This is a genomic window from Caulobacter sp. SSI4214, assembly GCF_012184455.1.
In the GTDB taxonomy this organism is placed as follows: domain Bacteria; phylum Pseudomonadota; class Alphaproteobacteria; order Caulobacterales; family Caulobacteraceae; genus Caulobacter; species Caulobacter vibrioides_E.
This window is the reverse complement of sequence record NZ_SZWJ01000021.1, coordinates 1-18,191: the sequence shown is the minus strand read 5'-3', so window position 1 is coordinate 18,191 and position 18,191 is coordinate 1. Positions and strand designations below refer to the sequence as shown.

Here is an 18,191-nt window from a genome sequence, read left to right as displayed (position 1 = left end):
GCTCAGGCCATCGCCGCGACCTTTCGGACCTCCAGCGCCGCGTCGAGATCGCGCAGGATATCGGCGACCTCCTCCAGCCCCACCGACAGCCGCACCAGCCCCTCGCCGATGCCCGCCGCCGCCCGCTCCTCGGGCGTATAGGGCGAGTGAGTCATGCTGGCCGGATGCTGGATCAGCGTCTCCGCGTCGCCGAGCGAGACCGCCCGACGGATCAGCGCCAGGCGGTTCATCATCGACACGCCCGCCTGGTGGCCGCCCTTCAGCTCGAAGGCGATCATGCCGCCGCCCAGCGCCATCTGCCGCTCGGCCAGGGCCCGCTGCGCGAAGCCGGCCAGACCCGGATAGAAGACGCGCTCGACGGCTGGATGCGCGTCCAGCCAGCGGGCCACGGTTTCGGCGCTGGCCGCGTGTCGAGCCATGCGCAGCGACAGCGTCTTCAGGCCTCGCAGCACCAGGAAGGCCGTGAACGGCGACATCACGGCCCCGGTCATGTCCTTCACCCCGCACAGGCGCACCCGCGCCATGTCCTCGGTCCCGCCGACGGCCACGCCGCCGACGAGGTCGCCGTGGCCGCCCAGATATTTCGTGGCCGAGTGCACGACGATGTCGGCGCCCAGCGCGATCGGGCGGGTGATCACCGGCGTGGCGTAGGTGTTGTCGACCACCACCTTGGCCCCCGCCGCCCGCGCGATGTCGGCGATGGCCGCGATGTCGACGAGGCGCATGTTCGGATTGGCCGGGGTCTCGAAATAGACAATCCGCGTCTTCTCCGAGATGACCGCCGCCAGCGCGTCGGGCTCGGTCATGTCGACCTGGCGGACCGTCACGCCGAAGCGGGTCAGGCCGTCGCGCAGGAAGGCGAAGGTGCAGCCATAGAGGGTCTGGTCGGTGATCACCTCGTCGCCGGCCTTCAGAAAGCTCCACAGCGTGGCCGTGATCGCGCCCATGCCCGAGGCGGTGGCGACCGCGGCCTCCGCGCCTTCCAGGCTGGCCAGCCGCCGTTCCAGGAGGTCGGTCGTCGGGTTCGAGATCCGCGAATAAAAGTGCCCCTCGCGGGTTCCGGCGAACATCTCGCCGCCGGCTTCGGCGCTCTCGAAGGCGAAGGTCGAGGTCAGGTGCAGCGGCGGCGTCAGCGCGCCCTGCGCTTCGGCGGGATCGTATCCCGCATGGATCGCTCGCGTGGCGAAGCCGGCTTGATCTTGACGCATCCGATAGCTCCCTGTTGAAGCGACCATGACGCCGTTTGAGATCGATCGGATTGCGAACCCTGCCATCCTGAGGGCATATTTTAGCAGATCCTGCCACGGAAGGCCGAGATGGACGCCAAGGACCGCCAGATCATCCGAGAGCTGCAAAAGGACGGACGCCTGACCAACCAGGAGCTGGCCGAGCGGGTGAATCTGTCGCCCTCGCCCTGCCTGCGGCGGGTCCGTAATCTGGAAACGGCCAGCGTCATCACGGGCTATACCGCGCTGGTCGACCAGAAGGCCTACGGCCTGCCGATCACCGTGTTCGTCCGCGTGCGCCTCGACCGCCACGGCCAGGACCTGATCACCGGCTTCGAGGCGGCGGTGGCGCGGATCGATCAGATCCTCGACTGCTTCCTGCTGGCGGGTGGCGACGACTATCTGTTGCGCGTCATCGTCGACAGTCTGGAGGCCTATGAGGACTTCATGCGCCGCAAGCTGCACGCCATCCCGGGCATCGCCTCGATCGACACCAGTTTCGCCTATGGCGTGGTCAAGCAGACGCGGGTCTTCCCGGTCTCGACCTGACCCAAGCCGCTCAATTGTCGAGGAAAACAGTCCGTCCTGGTGGCGGGGGGCGGGATCGAACCGCCGACCTGTGGGTTATGAATCCACCGCTCTAACCATCTGAGCTACCCAGCCATCGCCAGGACGGACGGGGGTCATACGCCCAAGCGCGCTTCGCATCAAGCCCGCGATAGAATTCCGTCGAGCGCCGCTTCCAAGCGCCGCGCCAGCTGGTCGGGACCGTATTGGCTCAGCACCAGATCCCGCGCGGCCCGGCCGTAACCGCGCGCGGCCTCGCGATCGCTGATCAGCTCGCCCAGCGCCTCGGCCAGACGGTCCGGGTCGTCGTCGGGCACGAGGCGACCGGTGACGCCGTCCTTCAGGATCTCGTTCGGCCCGTCGATCTCGGTCGCCACCACCGGCAAGCCCACGGCCATGGCTTCCAGCAGGGTCAGGGGAAAGCCCTCCTGGTGCGAGGGAAAGGCGAAGACGTCGCCCTGGGCCAGGAAGCCGGCGACGTCGCGGGTCCAGCCCGTCAGGGTCACGCGCGACGCCAGGTCCAGCTCGCCGATCAGGGCCTCCAGCGCGCCGCGCTCGTCGCCCTCGCCGGCGATCTCGCAGCGGACGTCATAGTCCCAAGCGCGCAGCTTGCCGACGGCGCGGATCAGGACGTCGAAGCCCTTCTTGGGGTGCAGTCGACCGGCGGCCACGATCTTCACAGGCCCGTCGTCCCGGGCCAGCGGATGGGCTGTGACGCTGGGCGGGGTCACGGCGTTGGGGATGAACCAGACATGGTCCGCCGGCGCGCCCCGCTCGATCGCCAGCCGGGCCAGATGCTGGCCGACGGCCAGATAGTGGGTTCCGGGCGTGACGTCGAACGACGGCTTGTGCAGGCACACCGCCTGGACGACCTTGGCCGGCGCGGCCCTGGCGAACAGGCGCGCCGGGCGCTGGCCATGGCTGAGGATCAGATCGGGCGCGACGGCCTTGACCAAGGCCCGCGCCGCGCCGACCGTCACGGGATCCCAGTCGGTCAGGGCCGGCATCACCGCCAGGGGCGGCGTGCGCGAGGCTTCCCGCTCGGCCACCTTGCCGCCCTTGCGCGCCACGCCGACGCAGCGCCCGCCGTGCTTGGCGGCCCAGGCCTCCAGGATCGGCTGGTAGTCGAGGAACACCTGCTCCAGACCGCCCAGCCCCTTGCCCAGCATGGCGTGCAGCAGGTTGGTCAAGGCGGGCTCCGGACGCTAAGGGCCGCGACCATCGTGGGCGGCGACCCCGGTGTCAACACGAGAGGGGCTCGGTGATCCGACAAGCGCCCCCTCCGTCTCGTCGCCTCTCGGCGCCGATCCACCTCCCCCGCGCGCGGGGGAGGAGAAACCTTCTCCTCACCCGTGAAACGGGGGAGGTGGCGCGAGGCGAAGCCTCGTGACGGAGGGGGCGCTAAGTCGTCACTTCCCCAGCAGCGCTTTCACCGCCGCGTCCAGCTGCGCGTCCTTGCCCTCCAGGGTCTCGCCCAGCGGCCGCTCGACGGTCACGTCCACCGGACGCGGATGGCCTTCCATGTTCTGGCCGCGTAGGTCGTCGATGCGGATGAACGGCAGGCGCACCGACGAGCCGTCCAAGAGCTGACGGCCGCCGGTGAAGATGATCCAGCCGGCCGTCGGCTTGCCGACCACCTTGCCCAGGCCCAGGGCGCGGTAGCCCTCGGTGAAGTCCTCGGCGTCCGACAGCGACGACTCGTTGGTCACCAGCACCGTCGGCAGACCCAGGGCCCGCTGACCCAGCGCCTGGCGGCTCGGGGTCGGGAAGCGGTCGCGCGGCGTCATCATCAGGTAGTTGCGGCGGGCGAAGACATCGATCACCCGGCCGTTGACATAGCCGCCATTGTTGTTGCGGACGTCGACGACCACGCCTTCCTTGCCCTGGTTCTGGGCGTCGAGGTCGATATAGAGCTGGTCCAGCGAGCCGTCCGACATGTCGGCGATGTGCACATAGCCCAGCCGACCGCCGCTGATCCTGTCGACATAGGCCCGGCGAGCGTTGACCCACTGGCGATAGACGAGGCCCGAGGCCGTGGCGGTCGAGACCGGCCGCACGACCGCCTCGCGCCGCTTGCCCGCCGCGTCGGCGATGGTCAGCACCGTGCGCTTGCCGGCCTGGCCGCGCAGCAGGCGGTCCAGGTTGACGCCGGGGCTCAGCGTCTCGCCATTGACCGCGACGAGGGTCTCGCCCGGCTTGATCGAGCCTTCCAGCGCCGCCGGTCCCAGGGCCACGACCTCGCGGATCACCAGCCCCTTACCGGCCTCATAGGCCTCGCGTTCGAAGCGCAGGCCCAGATTGGCCGCGCGCGGGGCGATCGCCGACGGTTCCGGCTGTTTGCTGATCCCCGAGTGCGAGGCGTCCAGCTCGCCGATCAGGAGGTTGATGTCGCGCCGCAGCTCGTCGCCGGTGCGAACCCCAGCGATATAGGGCTCCCATTTGCGACGCAGGGCTTCCCAGTCCCTGCCGTGGAACTTGCCGTCGTAGAAGCCGCGATTCAGCACGCCCCAGGCCTGTTCGAAGACCACCGTCTTCTCGACGTCGAAGTCGACGTCCAGCTCGGCGTTCACCGCCAGGGGCTTCAGCTTGGGCTGTTCGATCGGCGTGGAGACGATCGAGCCCCCCTCCAGGAAGTAGACCTCCTTGCTGTCGGGGGTGAAGGCCAGCGCGGTCTTGGACTTGCGGCTGGCGGTCAGCTGCACCGGGGTGGGCGGCTCCTTGGCCAGCTCGTCGAGGCTGTAGCTGTAGTAGTTGGTCTGGCCGGCGTTGCGGGCCTTGAACACCAGGGTCTTGCCATCGGGGCTGATCACCGGATCGCTGGCGTCCAGGCCCAGGGGCAGGAAGGCGGCGCGCTCGCGCAGGCCCTCGAAGACGATCCGGACGGGCTCGACCTTCTTCTTGGCGCCCGCCGGCTTGTCGGCGGCGGCGACCGGCTTGGCCGGCGCGTCGGCGGACTTGGCCGGCTCGGCCTTGGGTTCGGTCTTGGGATCGGTCGGCGACTTGTCGGGCGCCTCGACCGGCTTGAAGAGGTCGCGGAACGCGTCCTCCTTGTATTTCGGCACGTTGGGCAGCAGGTCGACGCGCAGGATCCGCGCGTCCTCGCTGCGCTGGGCCATGTCGACCAGCAGATACTTGCCGTCCGGCGACCAGGCGGTCTTGCCGACCTGGCCGTTGGCCAGGAACGTCACCGGCCGCGCCGGCCCGCCCTCGACGGGCACGACATGGACATTGTCGAAGGCCTTGCGGTCGGTGACCGTGAACGCCAGCCAGCGGTTGTCCGGCGACCAGGTGATCGGGGTGTCGTCATAGCCGCCCAGCGGGCCAGTGTAGAGCAGGCGATCGCCGGTGGCCTTGCCGGCCGCATCGAAGCTGATGACCCGCAGCTCCTTGCCGTCGCGCACATAGGCCAGGCTCTTGCCGTCGGGCGAGAAGGTCGGGACCGTGCTGCGCGCCGTCCCCGTGGTCAGCGCCGTCTCCTGACCGCTGGCGAAGTCGTAGGCGTAGAGATTGGCCGCGCGATCGCGCTCGGACACATAGACCACGCGCTTGCTGTCGGCCGACCAGGCCGGGTCGTGCTCGACGATCGGCGTGCGCGTGACGCGCTGGGCCGCCCCGCCCTCCTTTGTCGAGGCGGCGAACACCTCGCCGTGGGCGATGATCGCCACCTTCTTGCCGTCGGCCGACAGGGCCAGGTCGTCGAAGCTGGTTTCGTTCTTGTGCTCCTCGCCCGCCGCCGCCGGGGCGCCGTGCAGCACGATCGGGACCTTGGTCGCCTTGCCGCTGGCGGTGTCCAGCGACCAGATGGCGAAGTCGCGCTCGAACACGATCGTCTTGCCGTCATAGCCGATGGTCGGCCACAGCACGCGGCCGTCAGTGAAGCCCGTCACCTTCTTGGGCTGACCGCCCAGCGGCAACTTCCAGAGGTTCTCGGTCCCGCCCTCGTTGCTCATGTACAAGATGGCCTTGCCGTCCGGGGTCCACATCGGCCAGGCGTGCTTGGCGCCCTCGGGCAGCAGCTTGCGGTAGGCGCCGCCGTCGATGGGCTTGAGCCACAGCTCGGTCTCGTCGATATGGGCCCCGCCGTTGCGCCACCACTGGCTGTTCGACAGGCCCTTGGCCATCAGGGCGATCGACTTGCCGTCCGGCGAGGGCGCGGATTCGAACTCGGCCAGGAACTGCTCGCGGCTGACTTCCAGCGGCGTGCCGCCCGAGGCGGCGACGCGGAAGATGTCGCCCTGGCGGCCGACATCGTTGATCCCCGAGGTGAAATAGATCCACTGGCCGTCGCGCGACCAGCCGTCCAGCCCCTCGGCGCTATCGCCATAGGTCAGGCGGCGCACCTCGCCGGTGGCCAGGGTCAGGATATAGATGTTGGCCACGCCCGAGCGGGTCGAGACGAAGGCCAGCGACTTGCCGTCGGGCGAATACAGCGGCCGCGACTCCGTGGCCGGATCGGTGACCAGCAGCCGCGCCTGGCCGCCAGCGGCGGGCGCGGTCCAGAGGTCGCCGCCCGAGGCGAAGGCGATCTCGCTACCGTCCGGCGACAGGGACGGCTCGGCCAGGGACGGCAGCGCCTGGGTCGCGGCCATCGCGGCCGAAGACATCACGGTGGAAGACAGGGCCGCCGCGAGCGCGACCGCCGACACGGCGCCGACCAGCGCCTTGACCTTGAAACCCATGGAACGCCCCAAACCCAGAAACTCCGAAGTCGGAATTGCTAGCACGAGCTTTGGCGAGGCCAACCGTGAACAAAGGTTCATGCCGGCCCTTTTTTCAGGGCTGAGCCGAGGTTGAGCATCGGGAAAGGTTCATCCTCGTGATCTCCTCCGTTTCCCCGGCGAACGCCGGGGCCAAGATTCATCCTGAGCGTCTGGGGATCATGCGAGATGCGCCCGCACCGCTCCGCAGACGGTCGTGGGCTCGATCTGGACCCCGGCATTCGCCGGGGAGATCGGCGTTGGGAAGCGCGGATCTAATCCAGCAAGGCCGCCGCGACCGCCTCGCCGATCGCCAGCGAACTGGTCAGCCCGGGGCTTTCGATGCCGAACAGGGCCATCAGGCCGGGCAGGGCGTGATCCTCGACGCCGCGAAGCTGGAAGTCGGGCTGGGGCTCGTCCGGTCCGTGCAGCTTGGGCCGCACCCCGGCGTAGTCGGGCGCCAGCGCGCCGTCCGGCAGGCCCGGCCAGAACTTGCGGATATAGGCCGCGAAGGCCTCGGCCCGGGCCGGGTCGACCGAATAGTCGGGCGCGGGCACGTATTCCAGGTCCGGCCCGAACACCGCCTGGCCGCCCAGGTCGTTGCGGTAGTGCGTGCCCAGAGCCCCGTGGATCGGCGGCGGATAGATCAGCCGCTGGAAAGGCGCCTTGCCGGTCAGGCGGAAATAAACGCCCTTGCCGTAGTGGGCCTGGGGGATGCGATCGGCGGGATAACCCTCGATGCGTCCGGCGACCGCCTGCGCCGACAGCCCCGGCGCGGTGACGAGCAGGCGGCAGGTCAGGCGGGTCGGATCGACGCCGCCCGCCCGCACGGTAAAGCCGCCGCCCGCGATCGGCTCGGCGCCCTCGAACGGCGTGGACAGAACCACCGCCCCGCCGGCGGCCTCGATCTCGCCGTGCAGGGCCAGCATGTAGTCGTGGCTGGCGAAGACCCCGCTCTGCGGCGACAGCAACGCCGCGTGGGCGTTGAGACCAGGCTCCAGGGCGCGGGCCTGGCCGCCGGTGAGCTTCTCCATGCCCTCGACATCATTGGCCAGGGCCTGGTCCCGGATCGCGTCGAGGCGCGGGATCTCGTCCTCGCTGGTGGCCACCACCAGCTTGCCGCAGCGCTTATAGGCGACGCCGTGAGCGTCCAGGAACGCGTAGAGAAGCCGCCGGCCCTGGACGCACAGCTTGGCTTTCAGCGAGCCGGTCGGATAGTAGAGCCCGCCATGGATCACCTCGGAATTGCGCGACGAGACGCCCTGGCCGATGTGGCCCTGCTCTTCCAGCACCGCCACGATCAGGCCGCGCCGCGACAGCGCGTAGCCGCAGGCCAGGCCCACGGCCCCCGCCCCAACAACGACGGCGTCGAAATCGAAGTCCTGGGTCATTTAGCGTCGCCGAATGCTTGACGGCGCGAATGCGAACGCGCCGCTCCATGACCGCATACAGGATCACGTAAAAGCCGCGCGGAACAGAGCGCCCTCCCCCTTGATGGGGGAGGGTTGGGTGGGGGTGGCGCGGCGGTGGAAGCCGGACGCGGACCCATCTCAGCAGGTCACCCCCATCCCCGGCCCTTCCCCCATCGAGGGGGAAGGGAGCGGGTAGCCCCCTAAGCCGCCCCGCCCCACCTTTCCCACAGCTTCTCCTCGGCCGCCTTGGCCGTCGCGACGGAGGCGTCCTTGACGTGGCCGAAGCCTCGGATCTGGCCGGGGATCTCGGCGATCTTGATCGCCAGCGGCAGGCTCTCGGTCGAGAGACCGGCCGACAGGCGGTCCAGCGTCGTCTCGTAGGACGCCATCAGGCCGCGCTCCATCCTGCGCTCCTCGGTATGGCCGAAGATGTCCAGCGCGCCGCCGCGCAGGCCCTTCATCCTGGCCAGCATCGGGAAGGCCAGGTCCAGCATCCAGCCGCCGAAGGCGATCTTCCGGGGCTTGCCGTCGGCGCCCTTGGGGGCCAGCAGCGGCGGGGAGAGCCAGACCTTGGCCTTGCCGCCCTTGAAGGTCCCGGCCAGCTCGGCCGCGAAGCGTCCGTCCGTATAAAGACGGGCGACCTCGTACTCGTCCTTGTAGGCCATCAGCTTGTGGAGATTGGTCGCCGCCGCGCGGGTCAGCGGCAGGGCCGAGTCCGCGCCGGAGACAGCGACCTCGGCGGCGCGGACCTTGGCGATCTTGTCGGCGTAGCGCTGGGCGTAGGCGGCGTTCTGATAGGCGGTCAGCTCGCGAACGCGGTGGGCGATGAGGTCGTCCAGCGGCATGGTCTCGGGCGTGGCGACCTTGTCTTCCTTCACCGCCACCGAGGTCGGATCGTGGGCCACGCGACGACCCAGCTCGAAGGCGGCGAGATTGGCCTCGGCGTCGACGCCATTCAGCTTGATCGCCCGATAGAGGGCGCGGCTGGAGACCGGGATCACCCCGCGCTGCCAGGCGAAGCCGACCATGATCATGTTGGCGTAGATGGCGTCGCCGAACTGGCTCTCGGCCAGGTGCTGGGCCGGACAGGCGTCGAAGGTGTTGGTCGCGCCCTTGACCCGCCGCGCCATGGCCCCGCTGTCGAAGCGGATGTCGCGGCTGGTGACGAAGTCGGCGGTCGGGGCGAAGTCGCTGTTGCCGAAGGCCCGCGTGCGGTCCTTGGCGTAGAGCGACAGGCCCTCGGGCGAGGCCGCCACCAGCAGATCGCAAGCGATCAGCACGTCGGCGCTGGCGGCGGGCACCCGGCCGCCGACGATGGTCTCCTCGGTCTCGCCGATCTTGACGTGGCTGAACACCGAGCCGCCCTTTTGGGCCAGACCCGTCATGTCCACGACGCTGCCGGCGCGGCCGTCGATGTGGGCGGCCATGGCCAGGATCGAGGCCACGGTGGTGACGCCGGTGCCGCCGACGCCGGTGAACAGGATCTTGCGCACCCCGGTCAGCGGCTCGAACACCGGCAACGGCGTCGACTCGGCGGTCAGGGGCGCGGGCGTCTTCTTGGACTGGGCGTTTTCGGCGCCCTCCAGCGTGATGAACGACGGACAGAAGCCCTCGACGCAGGAATAGTCCTGATTGCAGCTGGACTGGTTGATCTTGCGCTTGCGGCCAAATTCGGTCGCCAGCGGCTCGACCGAGACGCAGTTGGACTTCACCGAGCAGTCGCCGCAGCCCTCGCAGACCAGCGGGTTGATGAAGACGCGCTGGGCCGCCTTGGGCATCGAGCCCCGCTTGCGGCGCCGGCGCTTCTCGGTGGCGCAGGTCTGGTCGTAGAGCAGCACCGTGGTCCCGGGCGTCTCGCGCAGCATCTCCTGCACGCGCATCAGGTCCGAGCGCGGGAAGATCTCGACGCCGGGGGCGAGGTCGGTGACGCCCTCGTAGCGCTTGAGGTCATCGACCACGATGACGGTCTTGGCTACGCCCTCGGCCGCCAGCTGGCGGGTGATCTGGGCGGGGGTGAAGCCGCTCTCGGCCCGCTGACCGCCGGTCATGGCCACGGCGTCGTTATAGAGCAGCTTGTAGGTGATGTTGGTCTTGGCCGCGACCGCGCCCCGGATCGCCAGCGAGCCGGAGTGATTGTAGGTGCCGTCGCCCAGGTTCTGGAAGACGTGCTTTTCCGAGGTGAACGGCGAGGCGCCCACCCAGGTCAGGCCCTCGCCGCCCATGTGGGTGTTGAGGTCGGTCATCGGGTCGTTGAACCCGGCCATGTAGTGGCAGCCGATGCCGGCCAGCGCCCGGCTGCCTTCCGGCAGCTTGGTCGAGGTGTTGTGCGGGCAGCCCGAGCAGAAGAACGGCTTGCGGGCCTGATCGGCCGCCAGGCTGACGGCGGCGACGCCGGCGGCGCTGACCCGGTTCAGATAGGCCTGGGCCCGTTCCATGTGCGGACCGTCCGGCAGGCGGTCGTAGATGGCCAGGGCGATTTCGGCGACCGACAGCGCGCCCAGCTCCGACAGCAGCGGCCCGCCCTTCTCGTCGGTCTTGCCGATGATGCGGGGACGCGCCTGGGCGGGCAGGTCGTAGAGCGCCGCGCGCGCCTGGGGCTCGATCAGGGCGCGCTTGTGCTCGATGACCATCAGGGTCTCGAGGCCGGCGGCGAAGGCGCGCAGGCCGACGGGCTCCAGCGGCCAGGGCATCCCGACCTTGTAGATCGAGACGCCCAGGTCGGCGGCCTCCTGCAGGGTCATGCCCATGGCCGTGAAGGCCTCCAGCACGTCCTTATAGGCCTGACCCTGGCAGACGATGCCGAGACGCGCCTTGCCCACCCGCACATGCGAGGCGCCCAGCACCACGCGGTCGATCCCGTTGGCGCGGGCGAAGGCCAGGGCGGCGGGCAGCTTGTGCAGCCGCATCCGCCGCTCCTTCTCCATCGGCTGGTCCTTCAGCCGGATGCCGAGACCGCCGGGCGGAAACGGGAAGTCGGGAATAATCAGCTTGTGGCGGTCCAGCGAGACGTCGATGGTCACGCCCGAGTCCATGGTGTCGGCCAGGGCGATCATGCCCGTCCACAGGCCCGAGAAGCGCGACAGCGAAATCCCCAGGATCCCGTAGTCCAGCACCTCCTGCACGTCGGCCGGCGACAGCACCGGCATCTCGAAGTCCTGGAAGGCGAACTCCGACTGCGACGGCAGGGTCGAGCTCTTGCAGCCGTGGTCGTCGCCGGCCACCGCCAGCACCCCGCCGGTCGGGAAGGTCCCGGCGAAGTTGGCGTGCTTGAAGACGTCGCCGGTGCGGTCAACGCCGGGCGCCTTGCCGTACCACATGCCGAACACGCCGTCGTAGAGGGCGCCGGGGAAAAGATTCGCCTGTTGGCTGCCCCAGACGGCGGTGGCCGCCAAATCCTCGTTGAGGCCTTCCTGGAAGACCACGTCGTGGGCGGTCAGCAATTTCTTGATGCGCGCGGCCTGCTGGTCCAGCCCGCCCAGCGGCGAGCCGCGATAGCCGGAAAGATAGCCCCCGGTGTTCAGCCCGGCCAGGCGATCGAGGCGCTTGCGGTCCAGCAGGACCCGCAGCAGCGCCTGCACGCCAGTGATGAAAGCCCGACCATCTTCGAGCACATATTTGTCGTCGAGCGTGACTTCCGAGTGCCGCATGGCAATTTTTTTCCTCCCGGGGCTTCCCGGCCTTGAAGCAATATCTTATAGAAGCACGGAAATTGTTTGCCCAAGGCGTGCCCGAGTCATGGCCGTTTTGCGCAAAAATGGAGCGTCAACGCCCTCTGGGGGGAGGAATTTCTTGTCCGAACAACTCGACGCCGTGGATGCCAAGATCCTCGATCTGATCCAGCACGACGCCGGACTGTCCGTCGCCGAGATCGCCGAACGCGTGGGCCTGTCGTCCAGCCCCTGCTGGCGCCGGATCAAGCGCCTGGAAGACGCCGGCGTCATCCAGCGTCGCGTCACGATCCTGGACCGCGAGAAGCTGGGCCTGGGCTTCGAGGTCTATTGCACCGTCAAGCTGTCCCTTCCGACCAAGGAAAATCTGGACACGTTCGAACAGGCCGTCGCCAAGTGGGCCGAGGTCGTGCAGTGCGCCACCGTGACCGGGGCGGCCGACTACGAGATGCGGATCGTCACCCGCGACATGCGCGCCTTCGACGAATTCCTGCGCGACAAGCTGCTGTCGCTGGGCCTGGTCAGCAATATCGAGAGCCGCATCGTGATCCGCGGCGTCAAGAACTCGACGGCCGTGCCGCTGGGCCTGATCAGCCCGTATGTGAGCCCGCTGGGGTAAGAGCCTCAAAAACCCGTCATCCCGCGCTTCATGCGCGGGATGACGATGGTAAGGCATTGCTCGCCTTCAGACCCCAGCCCCCGGCCGCCGCGCCCGCTGCTTGGGCGAGATCGACTTGATGATCAGCGGACCATCCGTCCCGCTCGCCACGCCATGGCGCGCCAGGACCTGGTCCAGCAGGGCGACGATCTCGGGCCGCTCCAGATCCTCGACGGAGTCCAGCACCACGTGACGCACGCGGGCGCCCTGGCCTTTCAGCACGCCGGCCGGATCGTCCAGGCCGCTCCCGTACAGAAAGAACAGCGTCACCCAGCGCGGATAGAAGGCGATCGAGACGAACGCGTCCTTGGCCCGATCGCCATGGGCGAAGCCGACGGCCAGGGCGTTGTAGTTGTCATAGACCAGCCGGTGGGCGCCGGGCATCCTCTGGCGCATGCGGGCGATGGCGGCCAGGCCGCGTTCGGCGATCTCGGGTGCGTAGCGGGCGGCGAAGGCGGCCAGCTGGTCTTCGGGCGTCTCCATGGTCTCCCCCTTCCTCGACGCCGCAGCAGACGCTTTTCGACCGTTTTCGACAAGCATCCCGGACGAGTCCCCGCTAAGCTCCGCGCGCGCCACCGCCCGGAGCTCCCATGATCGACCTCGTCTTCGACGCCCGCCGCCACAACCTCGGCAATTTCGAGGTCGGCCGGGTGTTGCCGTTCCACGCCCGCCGCATGGTCGGGCCGTTCACCTTCCTCGATCACATGGGCCCGGCCGCCTTCGATCCGGGCTTCGCCAAGAGCGCCGACGTGCGCCCGCACCCGCATATCGGCCTGTCGACCCTGACCTATCTGTTCGAGGGCGAGATCACCCACCGCGACAGCGTCGGCTCCCTGGCGGTGATCAAGCCCAGCGAGGTCAATTGGATGACCGCCGGCTCGGGCATCACCCACTCCGAACGCTTCGAGGGCCTGCGCGAGCACGGCGGCCGCATGGACGGGATGCAGGCCTGGATCGCCCTGCCCCAGGAATATGAGGAGATCGCCCCCAGCTTCACGCACCACGAGGGCCCGACCGACCTCCCCTACTACGAGGGCGGCGGCATGAAGGCCCGACTGATCGCCGGCGAGGCGTTCGGCGCCAAGGCCAATGTGCCGGTCTTTTCACCGCTATTCTATGTGCACTGGGAGCTGGAGGCCGGCGCCACGGCCGCCCTGCCGGCCGAATATTCCGAGCGCGCCGCCTATGTCGCCTCGGGCCGCGTCGAGGTCGATCACCGCGTGCTCGACGCCACCCAGATGGCCGTGTTCGCGCCCGGCGAGACGGTGGTGTTCAAGGCCCTGGAGCCCTCGACCGTCATGCTGCTGGGCGGCGAGCCGATCGGCCCGCGCTTCATCGAGTGGAACTTCGTCTCCTCGTCCAAGGACCGCATCGAGCAGGCCAAGGCCGACTGGAAGGCCGGCCGCATGAAACTGCCCGACCTCGACCACGACGAGTTCATCCCGCTTCCCGAAGGCCCGCCGCCGCCGGCGCCGCCGATGTCGTAAAGCTATTTGTATCGCCGCCGCTCGCGCGCGCCATGGCGTGCATAATGGGCGCGCGGCTCAACGCCGGCCGCGGCCACGTCGGGGTTCAGGACGAGATACAGCGCCGGATCGAAGTCCTTAGGGGGGCCAAAGCTGAAGGGGGATCGCCAGCGGTCCAGGCGCAGGCGGCGCATCACCTTCCTGGCGAGGGCGTTTGAGCCGCCGCGCGCAACCTCGGCGATCGGCCGATCGACGTAGATGTTGGGCGCGACGGCGCCGGTCGCCACATCGATGATGGTCCGCAGGTCGAGATTGCCGGCCAGCGGGTCCGAGAAGGCCGGCGTGTAGTAGGCGCAGTTCTCGAAGTAATAGTGGGTCACCTGCGACCAACGTGTCCGCTCGGGATCGTTCTGGCGGCTGCCGCCATGCAGCAGATTGGCCGCCCAGATTAGTGCCTGGCCCTTTTTGGGGCGGAAGTATTCGGGTCGCGTCCCGGTGGCTTCGATCAGCGCGCGCCAGGCGGCTTCATAGGGCGGCTGGGCGAAATCGACCGTGTTCGCCGCGGCCACCCGGCCGATCGCGTCGTTGTAGAGGATCGGCCACCGGTGCGAGCCTGGATAGTACACAAGCGGGCCGGCGTCTTCGTGGATGTCCTCCAGGGCCAGCCAGACGCCACACATGAAACGCTCCGGCACGCTGGAAAAATGGACCGAGTCCGAATGGACGTGCTGCTGGGTGCCGACCGGAAAGTTCAGGGTCTGGAACGGAAAAGCCCGGCGTCCATACAGCTTGGACAGCAGGTCCAGCACTGTCTGGTTGGCGGCGATGGCGCGCACATCCTCGTTCGTGCGCCAAGCGTCCTGCACCCTGAGGCCGTCATTGGCCGCCCAGCCCGCCGCGCGCCAGCCGGCGAAGTCGTAGCGGGGCGTCAGATCGGCCTTGATCCGTTCGATGCGGGCGTCGAGGTCGTCGTCCGGAAAATCCATGACCGCGAAACCCTGGTCATGAACCTGTAGGGCGATGGCGCGCTCACGTTCAGTGAGGTCCATCTGGCCCAGCGACGCCTGGAGCAGCATGGACTCAACAAGCGGAACGCCGGGCATCAACGCCTGGGAAATAGTCAACCGTAAGCCCCCTCTACTCCACAACTCAACTTAACCGGCCATTGACCACGTCGCTAGCGGATTTCGGCGACAAAATCTGCGCGATGGTTGATCGTCGCCGCCTCGCCGGCCCATAACTCCCCCATGACCGACACCGCTTTCGCCACCTTCGTTCGCGGCCTGCCCAAGGCCGAGCTGCACATGCACATCGAGGGCAGCCTCGAGCCGGAACTCATGTTCGCGCTGGCCCAGCGCAACGGGATCACCCTGCCCTTCAAGTCGGTCGACGAGATCCGGGCGGCCTATCAGTTCTCGAACCTGCAGGACTTCCTGGACATCTATTACCAGGGCGCTGGGGTGCTCCGGACCGCCGAGGACTTCAAGGACCTGGCCCTGGCCTATTTCAAGCGCCTGGCGGCCGATGGCGGGACCCACGCCGAGATCTTCTTCGATCCCCAGACCCACACCGATCGCGGGATCGCCTTCGGCGTCGTCATGGAAGGCCTGCTGGCCGGCATGGACGAGGCCGAGAAGACGCTGGGCGTGACCAGCAAGCTGATCCTCTGCTTCCTGCGCCACCTGTCGGAGGACAGCGCCTTCGAGACCCTGGAACTGGCCAAGCCGTGGCTGAACAAGCTGGCCGGGGTGGGCCTGGACAGCTCCGAGGTCGGCCACCCGCCAGCCAAGTTCGCCCGCGTGCTGCAGGCCGCCCGGGACCTGGGTCTCAAGGTCGTGGCCCACGCCGGCGAGGAAGGCCCGCCCGCCTATGTCTGGGAAGCCATCGATCTGGTGAAGGTCGACCGCATCGACCACGGCAACCGCGCCCTGGAGGACGAGGCCCTGACCGCGCGCCTGGTCAAGGACGGCGTCACCCTGACGGTCTGCCCGCTGTCGAACCTGAAGCTGTGCGGCGTGCCCAGCCTGGACGTCCACCCGCTGAAGACGATGCTGGCGCTCGGCCTAAAGGCCACGGTCAATTCCGACGACCCGGCCTATTTCGGCGGCTACCTGCTGGAGAACTATCTGGCCACCGCCCAGGCCGTGGGCCTGACCCGCGACGAGATCGTGACCCTGGCCAGGAACAGCTTCGCCGGCTCGTTCCTGAGCGAGGCCGAGAAGGCCGCGCGCCTGGCCCAGATCGACGCCTACGTCGCCGCGCACTGATTTGAGCCTCCGCCCATGAGCGTCGTCGCCGCCTGCGCCTATCTCGACGGCAAGCCCGTCCGCGCCCTCGACCTGGCCGATCCCGAGGGCCTGAAGCCGCGCGGCGACGAGTTCGTGTGGATCGGCCTGGTCGAGCCCGACGAAGCCGAGCTCGAGGTGCTGCGGCAGGCGTTCCACCTGCACCCGCTGGCGATCGAGGACGCGCTCAGCGCCCGCCAGACGCCGAAGGTCGACGTCTATGGCGACCAGCTGTTCGTCGTGGCCAAGACCGCGCATCTCGACAACGACCACATCCAGTATGGCGAGACCGACTTCTTCGTCGGCCGCCGGCACCTGATCACCGTCCGCCACGGCTCGGCCCGCGCCCACACCGAACTGCGCGCCCAGCTGGAGGCCGCGCCGGTTCTGCTGGCGCACGGGGTCGACTATGTGCTGCACGCGGTGCTGGACTTCATCGTCGACGGCTATATGCCGATCGTCGATACGATCGAGGAGGAGCTGCAGGCCTTCGAGCGGCGCGCCCTGGACGCGTTCCTCAGCCGCGCCGAGATCGCCCGCATCTTCAACCTGCGCCGGGCGCTGATGCGGTTCAAGAAGATGCTCGGCCCCATGGCCCAGGTGGCCAGCGCTCTCGAACACCACGAACTGCCCTGCATCGACACCGAGGTGCGGCCGTATTTCCGCGACGTCCGCGACCACATCCAGCGCACCGAGATCCTGGTCGACGGCCTGCGCGAGGTGCTCACCTCGGTGTTCGAGATCTCCAGCCTGCTGGAACAGCAGCGCCAGGGCGTCATCACCCGCCAGCTGGCCGCCTGGGCCGCCATCCTGGCCGTGCCCACGGCGATCGCCGGGATCTACGGCATGAACTTCGAGCACATGCCCGAGCTGAAATGGCGCTACGGCTACGAGGCCGTGCTGGTCGCGATCGTGGTGGTGTGCGGCCTGCTGTACCAGCGGTTCAAGCGGACGGGGTGGCTTTAGGGGCGGATAGGTTTGGAGGCGCGGTCAATGCCATTGACGCCCCCTCCGTCTCGTCGCGTATCCGCGCCGATCCACCTCCCCCGCTTCGCGGGTGAGGAAGACGCCTTATCCTCCTCCCACGCATCGCGGGGGAGGTGGCGCGCTGCGGATACGCAGCGAGACGGAGGGGGCGCGCGCCGAATATGGATCGCCCCCTACGCCCCGCAGATCTCCAAAATCTCATGATGCCGCGCGGCGTCGATGCCGTCGCGCTGGTCCTGGGCCAGGCGGCTCTTGTCGGTTTCCAGCAGGGTCAGGGTCGGCCGCTCGCCGGGGTCCTGGAACTGGATCAGCACGCGCGTGCCCAGGGTCACGCCCGGATAGGGCTCCAGCCGGTTGGCCAGCTTGCCCGGGACCGGCGGCTCGTCGCGCCCGTCCTCGTCATAGAGTTCGAGATAGCGCTCGAAGACCTCGGCCTCGACCTCCGCCCAGGCGCCCCAGCCGAAATAGTCGTCCAGGCCCTTCAGCGGAACGGGCAGGATGCAGCGGATGAAATAGCGCTCGCCCCACTGGCAGAGGTCGTCGTTGAAGCGCGCCTGCCCGTCGCGTTCGCCCTCGGGCAGGGCCCAGACCTCGTCGGGCAAGCCATAGCCCCAGTCGCGAGACAGACCCTCATGACGGTCGCCGCAGGTCGGGCACAGGAACACTTCGGCCATCACTTTCACCTTCGGCTCGGCTCAGGCGCGAAGGCTTAGGCCAAGTCGGCCGATCAGGCCACCGCGTCGCGCAGGGCGTCGCAGAGGCGGTCCAGACTCTCGACGTCCAGGGTCGGATCCAGAGCGATCACCACGGTCGAGGCCGCCAGGTGGTCGGCGTTCGGGGTCTCGTCGTGAGCCAGCGCGTGGTCGCGGACGGCGCAGCTGGCGGCGATTCCGGCCGCCTGCAGCTTCCAGGCCACGGCGCCGGCGTCGTCCGTGGGCAGGCTGAGCGCGCAGGTCGGCGAGATCCAGCTCATGCCCCAGCCGGGCTGGAAGCCGACGCCGCTGTCCAGCAGCAGCACGCGCAGCTGCTGGGCCACGCCGCACAGGCGCTGACGCAGGCCCGGCCAGGCCGACAGGCCGTCATCGCCGACGAAGGGCGTGGCCGCGATGGCGTTGACGGGCGTGGCGTCCTCGCAGGCCACGAACACGCCCTGGCCGCCGGGCAGGCCGACCAGGACCGGCGCGGGGGCCTCGATCACCACGTCGAAGGCGCCGGCGGCGTCGAC

At 68.7% G+C, this 18,191-nt stretch carries 13 protein-coding genes, 1 tRNA gene and 2 pseudogenes; 6 read left to right on the top strand and 10 right to left on the bottom strand.

Features of this window, described 5'->3' with window-relative positions:
• Positions 1-2 precede the first annotated feature (2 nt).
• On the bottom strand, positions 3-1,208 hold the full coding sequence (locus tag FCU40_RS08650) for a methionine gamma-lyase (RefSeq protein WP_168074393.1): 1,206 nt from the start codon (positions 1,206-1,208) through the stop codon (positions 3-5).
• Between the two features lie 108 nt (positions 1,209-1,316).
• Here FCU40_RS08650 and FCU40_RS08645 point away from each other — a divergent pair, with 108 nt between their 5' ends.
• Positions 1,317-1,775 carry an Lrp/AsnC family transcriptional regulator gene (locus FCU40_RS08645; protein ID WP_168074391.1) on the top strand — a complete coding sequence of 153 codons (459 nt, stop codon included), beginning with the start codon at positions 1,317-1,319 and terminating at the stop codon, positions 1,773-1,775.
• A 37-nt stretch (positions 1,776-1,812) separates the two neighbouring features.
• Here FCU40_RS08645 and FCU40_RS08640 read toward each other — a convergent pair.
• A tRNA-Met gene (locus tag FCU40_RS08640) sits at positions 1,813-1,889 on the bottom strand.
• Between the two features lie 44 nt (positions 1,890-1,933).
• A complete protein-coding gene (locus FCU40_RS08635) occupies positions 1,934-2,983 on the bottom strand; it encodes a glycosyltransferase (RefSeq protein ID WP_168074389.1) in 1,050 nt (349 codons plus the stop codon).
• A gap of 82 nt (positions 2,984-3,065) precedes the next feature.
• On the opposite strand from FCU40_RS08635, the pseudogene FCU40_RS23260 reads away from it, so the two are divergent.
• Positions 3,066-3,196: pseudogene (locus FCU40_RS23260) on the top strand (hypothetical protein); the annotation flags it as partial.
• A 6-nt stretch (positions 3,197-3,202) separates the two neighbouring features.
• On the opposite strand, the gene FCU40_RS08630 reads toward FCU40_RS23260, so the two are convergent.
• The 3 genes from FCU40_RS08630 to FCU40_RS08620 form a co-directional block, all read right to left on the bottom strand.
• The gene (locus FCU40_RS08630; RefSeq protein WP_241693575.1) at positions 3,203-6,472 is read right to left on the bottom strand and encodes a S41 family peptidase; all 3,270 of its coding nucleotides are present in this window, start codon (positions 6,470-6,472) and stop codon (positions 3,203-3,205) included.
• 293 nt (positions 6,473-6,765) lie between these two features.
• Positions 6,766-7,881: an NAD(P)/FAD-dependent oxidoreductase gene (locus FCU40_RS08625; RefSeq protein ID WP_168074385.1), complete on the bottom strand. Its 1,116-nt coding sequence runs from the start codon at positions 7,879-7,881 to the stop codon at positions 6,766-6,768.
• A gap of 221 nt (positions 7,882-8,102) precedes the next feature.
• Positions 8,103-11,549 carry an indolepyruvate ferredoxin oxidoreductase family protein gene (locus FCU40_RS08620; RefSeq protein WP_168074383.1) on the bottom strand — a complete coding sequence of 1,149 codons (3,447 nt, stop codon included), beginning with the start codon at positions 11,547-11,549 and terminating at the stop codon, positions 8,103-8,105.
• A gap of 142 nt (positions 11,550-11,691) precedes the next feature.
• Between FCU40_RS08620 and FCU40_RS08615 the strand changes: the two genes are divergently transcribed.
• Entirely contained in the window at positions 11,692-12,189 is a 498-nt protein-coding gene (locus FCU40_RS08615; protein WP_004620861.1) for an Lrp/AsnC family transcriptional regulator, read from the top strand.
• Between the two features lie 66 nt (positions 12,190-12,255).
• Here the strand turns inward: FCU40_RS08615 and FCU40_RS08610 are convergent, their stop codons facing one another.
• Positions 12,256-12,711, bottom strand: coding sequence for a hypothetical protein (locus tag FCU40_RS08610; RefSeq protein WP_168074381.1), 456 nt, complete (start codon positions 12,709-12,711; stop codon positions 12,256-12,258).
• Between the two features lie 107 nt (positions 12,712-12,818).
• Between FCU40_RS08610 and FCU40_RS08605 the strand changes: the two genes are divergently transcribed.
• The gene (locus tag FCU40_RS08605) at positions 12,819-13,715 is read left to right on the top strand and encodes a pirin family protein (protein ID WP_168074379.1); all 897 of its coding nucleotides are present in this window, start codon (positions 12,819-12,821) and stop codon (positions 13,713-13,715) included.
• A gap of 2 nt (positions 13,716-13,717) precedes the next feature.
• On the opposite strand, the gene FCU40_RS08600 is transcribed toward FCU40_RS08605, so the two are convergent.
• Positions 13,718-14,770, bottom strand: a complete 1,053-nt coding sequence (locus FCU40_RS08600; RefSeq protein ID WP_241693574.1) for a phytanoyl-CoA dioxygenase family protein — start codon at positions 14,768-14,770, stop codon at positions 13,718-13,720.
• Positions 14,771-14,941: 171 nt separating this feature from the next.
• Between FCU40_RS08600 and FCU40_RS08595 the strand changes: the two genes are divergently transcribed.
• Positions 14,942-15,961 carry an adenosine deaminase gene (locus FCU40_RS08595; RefSeq protein WP_168074375.1) on the top strand — a complete coding sequence of 340 codons (1,020 nt, stop codon included), beginning with the start codon at positions 14,942-14,944 and terminating at the stop codon, positions 15,959-15,961.
• A 15-nt stretch (positions 15,962-15,976) separates the two neighbouring features.
• Complete coding sequence (gene corA, locus FCU40_RS08590) at positions 15,977-16,945, top strand: magnesium/cobalt transporter CorA (RefSeq protein WP_168074373.1); 969 nt, start codon at positions 15,977-15,979, stop codon at positions 16,943-16,945.
• A 194-nt stretch (positions 16,946-17,139) separates the two neighbouring features.
• Here the strand turns inward: corA and FCU40_RS08585 are convergent, their stop codons facing one another.
• Together FCU40_RS08585 and FCU40_RS08580 are read right to left on the bottom strand one after the other, a co-directional pair.
• Positions 17,140-17,640 (bottom strand): DUF2199 domain-containing protein, encoded by a 501-nt coding sequence (locus FCU40_RS08585; RefSeq protein ID WP_168074370.1) that lies wholly within the window; start codon positions 17,638-17,640, stop codon positions 17,140-17,142.
• Positions 17,641-17,693: 53 nt separating this feature from the next.
• Positions 17,694-18,191, bottom strand: a pseudogene (locus FCU40_RS08580) (DegT/DnrJ/EryC1/StrS aminotransferase family protein); the annotation flags it as partial.

What these genes read in the sequence shown, in the direction of transcription:
- FCU40_RS08650 (WP_168074393.1), bottom strand. Translation starts at nt 1,208, where the DNA reads ATGCGTCAAGATCAAGCCGGCTTCGCCACGCGAGCGATCCATGCGGGA.
- FCU40_RS08645 (WP_168074391.1), top strand. Translation starts at nt 1,317, where the DNA reads ATGGACGCCAAGGACCGCCAGATCATCCGAGAGCTGCAAAAGGACGGA.
- FCU40_RS08630 (WP_241693575.1), bottom strand. Translation starts at nt 6,472, where the DNA reads ATGGGTTTCAAGGTCAAGGCGCTGGTCGGCGCCGTGTCGGCGGTCGCG.
- FCU40_RS08625 (WP_168074385.1), bottom strand. Translation starts at nt 7,881, where the DNA reads ATGACCCAGGACTTCGATTTCGACGCCGTCGTTGTTGGGGCGGGGGCC.
- FCU40_RS08620 (WP_168074383.1), bottom strand. Translation starts at nt 11,549, where the DNA reads ATGCGGCACTCGGAAGTCACGCTCGACGACAAATATGTGCTCGAAGAT.
- FCU40_RS08610 (WP_168074381.1), bottom strand. Translation starts at nt 12,711, where the DNA reads ATGGAGACGCCCGAAGACCAGCTGGCCGCCTTCGCCGCCCGCTACGCA.
- FCU40_RS08605 (WP_168074379.1), top strand. Translation starts at nt 12,819, where the DNA reads ATGATCGACCTCGTCTTCGACGCCCGCCGCCACAACCTCGGCAATTTC.
- FCU40_RS08600 (WP_241693574.1), bottom strand. Translation starts at nt 14,770, where the DNA reads ATGCTGCTCCAGGCGTCGCTGGGCCAGATGGACCTCACTGAACGTGAG.
- FCU40_RS08595 (WP_168074375.1), top strand. Translation starts at nt 14,942, where the DNA reads ATGACCGACACCGCTTTCGCCACCTTCGTTCGCGGCCTGCCCAAGGCC.
- corA (WP_168074373.1), top strand. Translation starts at nt 15,977, where the DNA reads ATGAGCGTCGTCGCCGCCTGCGCCTATCTCGACGGCAAGCCCGTCCGC.
- FCU40_RS08585 (WP_168074370.1), bottom strand. Translation starts at nt 17,640, where the DNA reads ATGGCCGAAGTGTTCCTGTGCCCGACCTGCGGCGACCGTCATGAGGGT.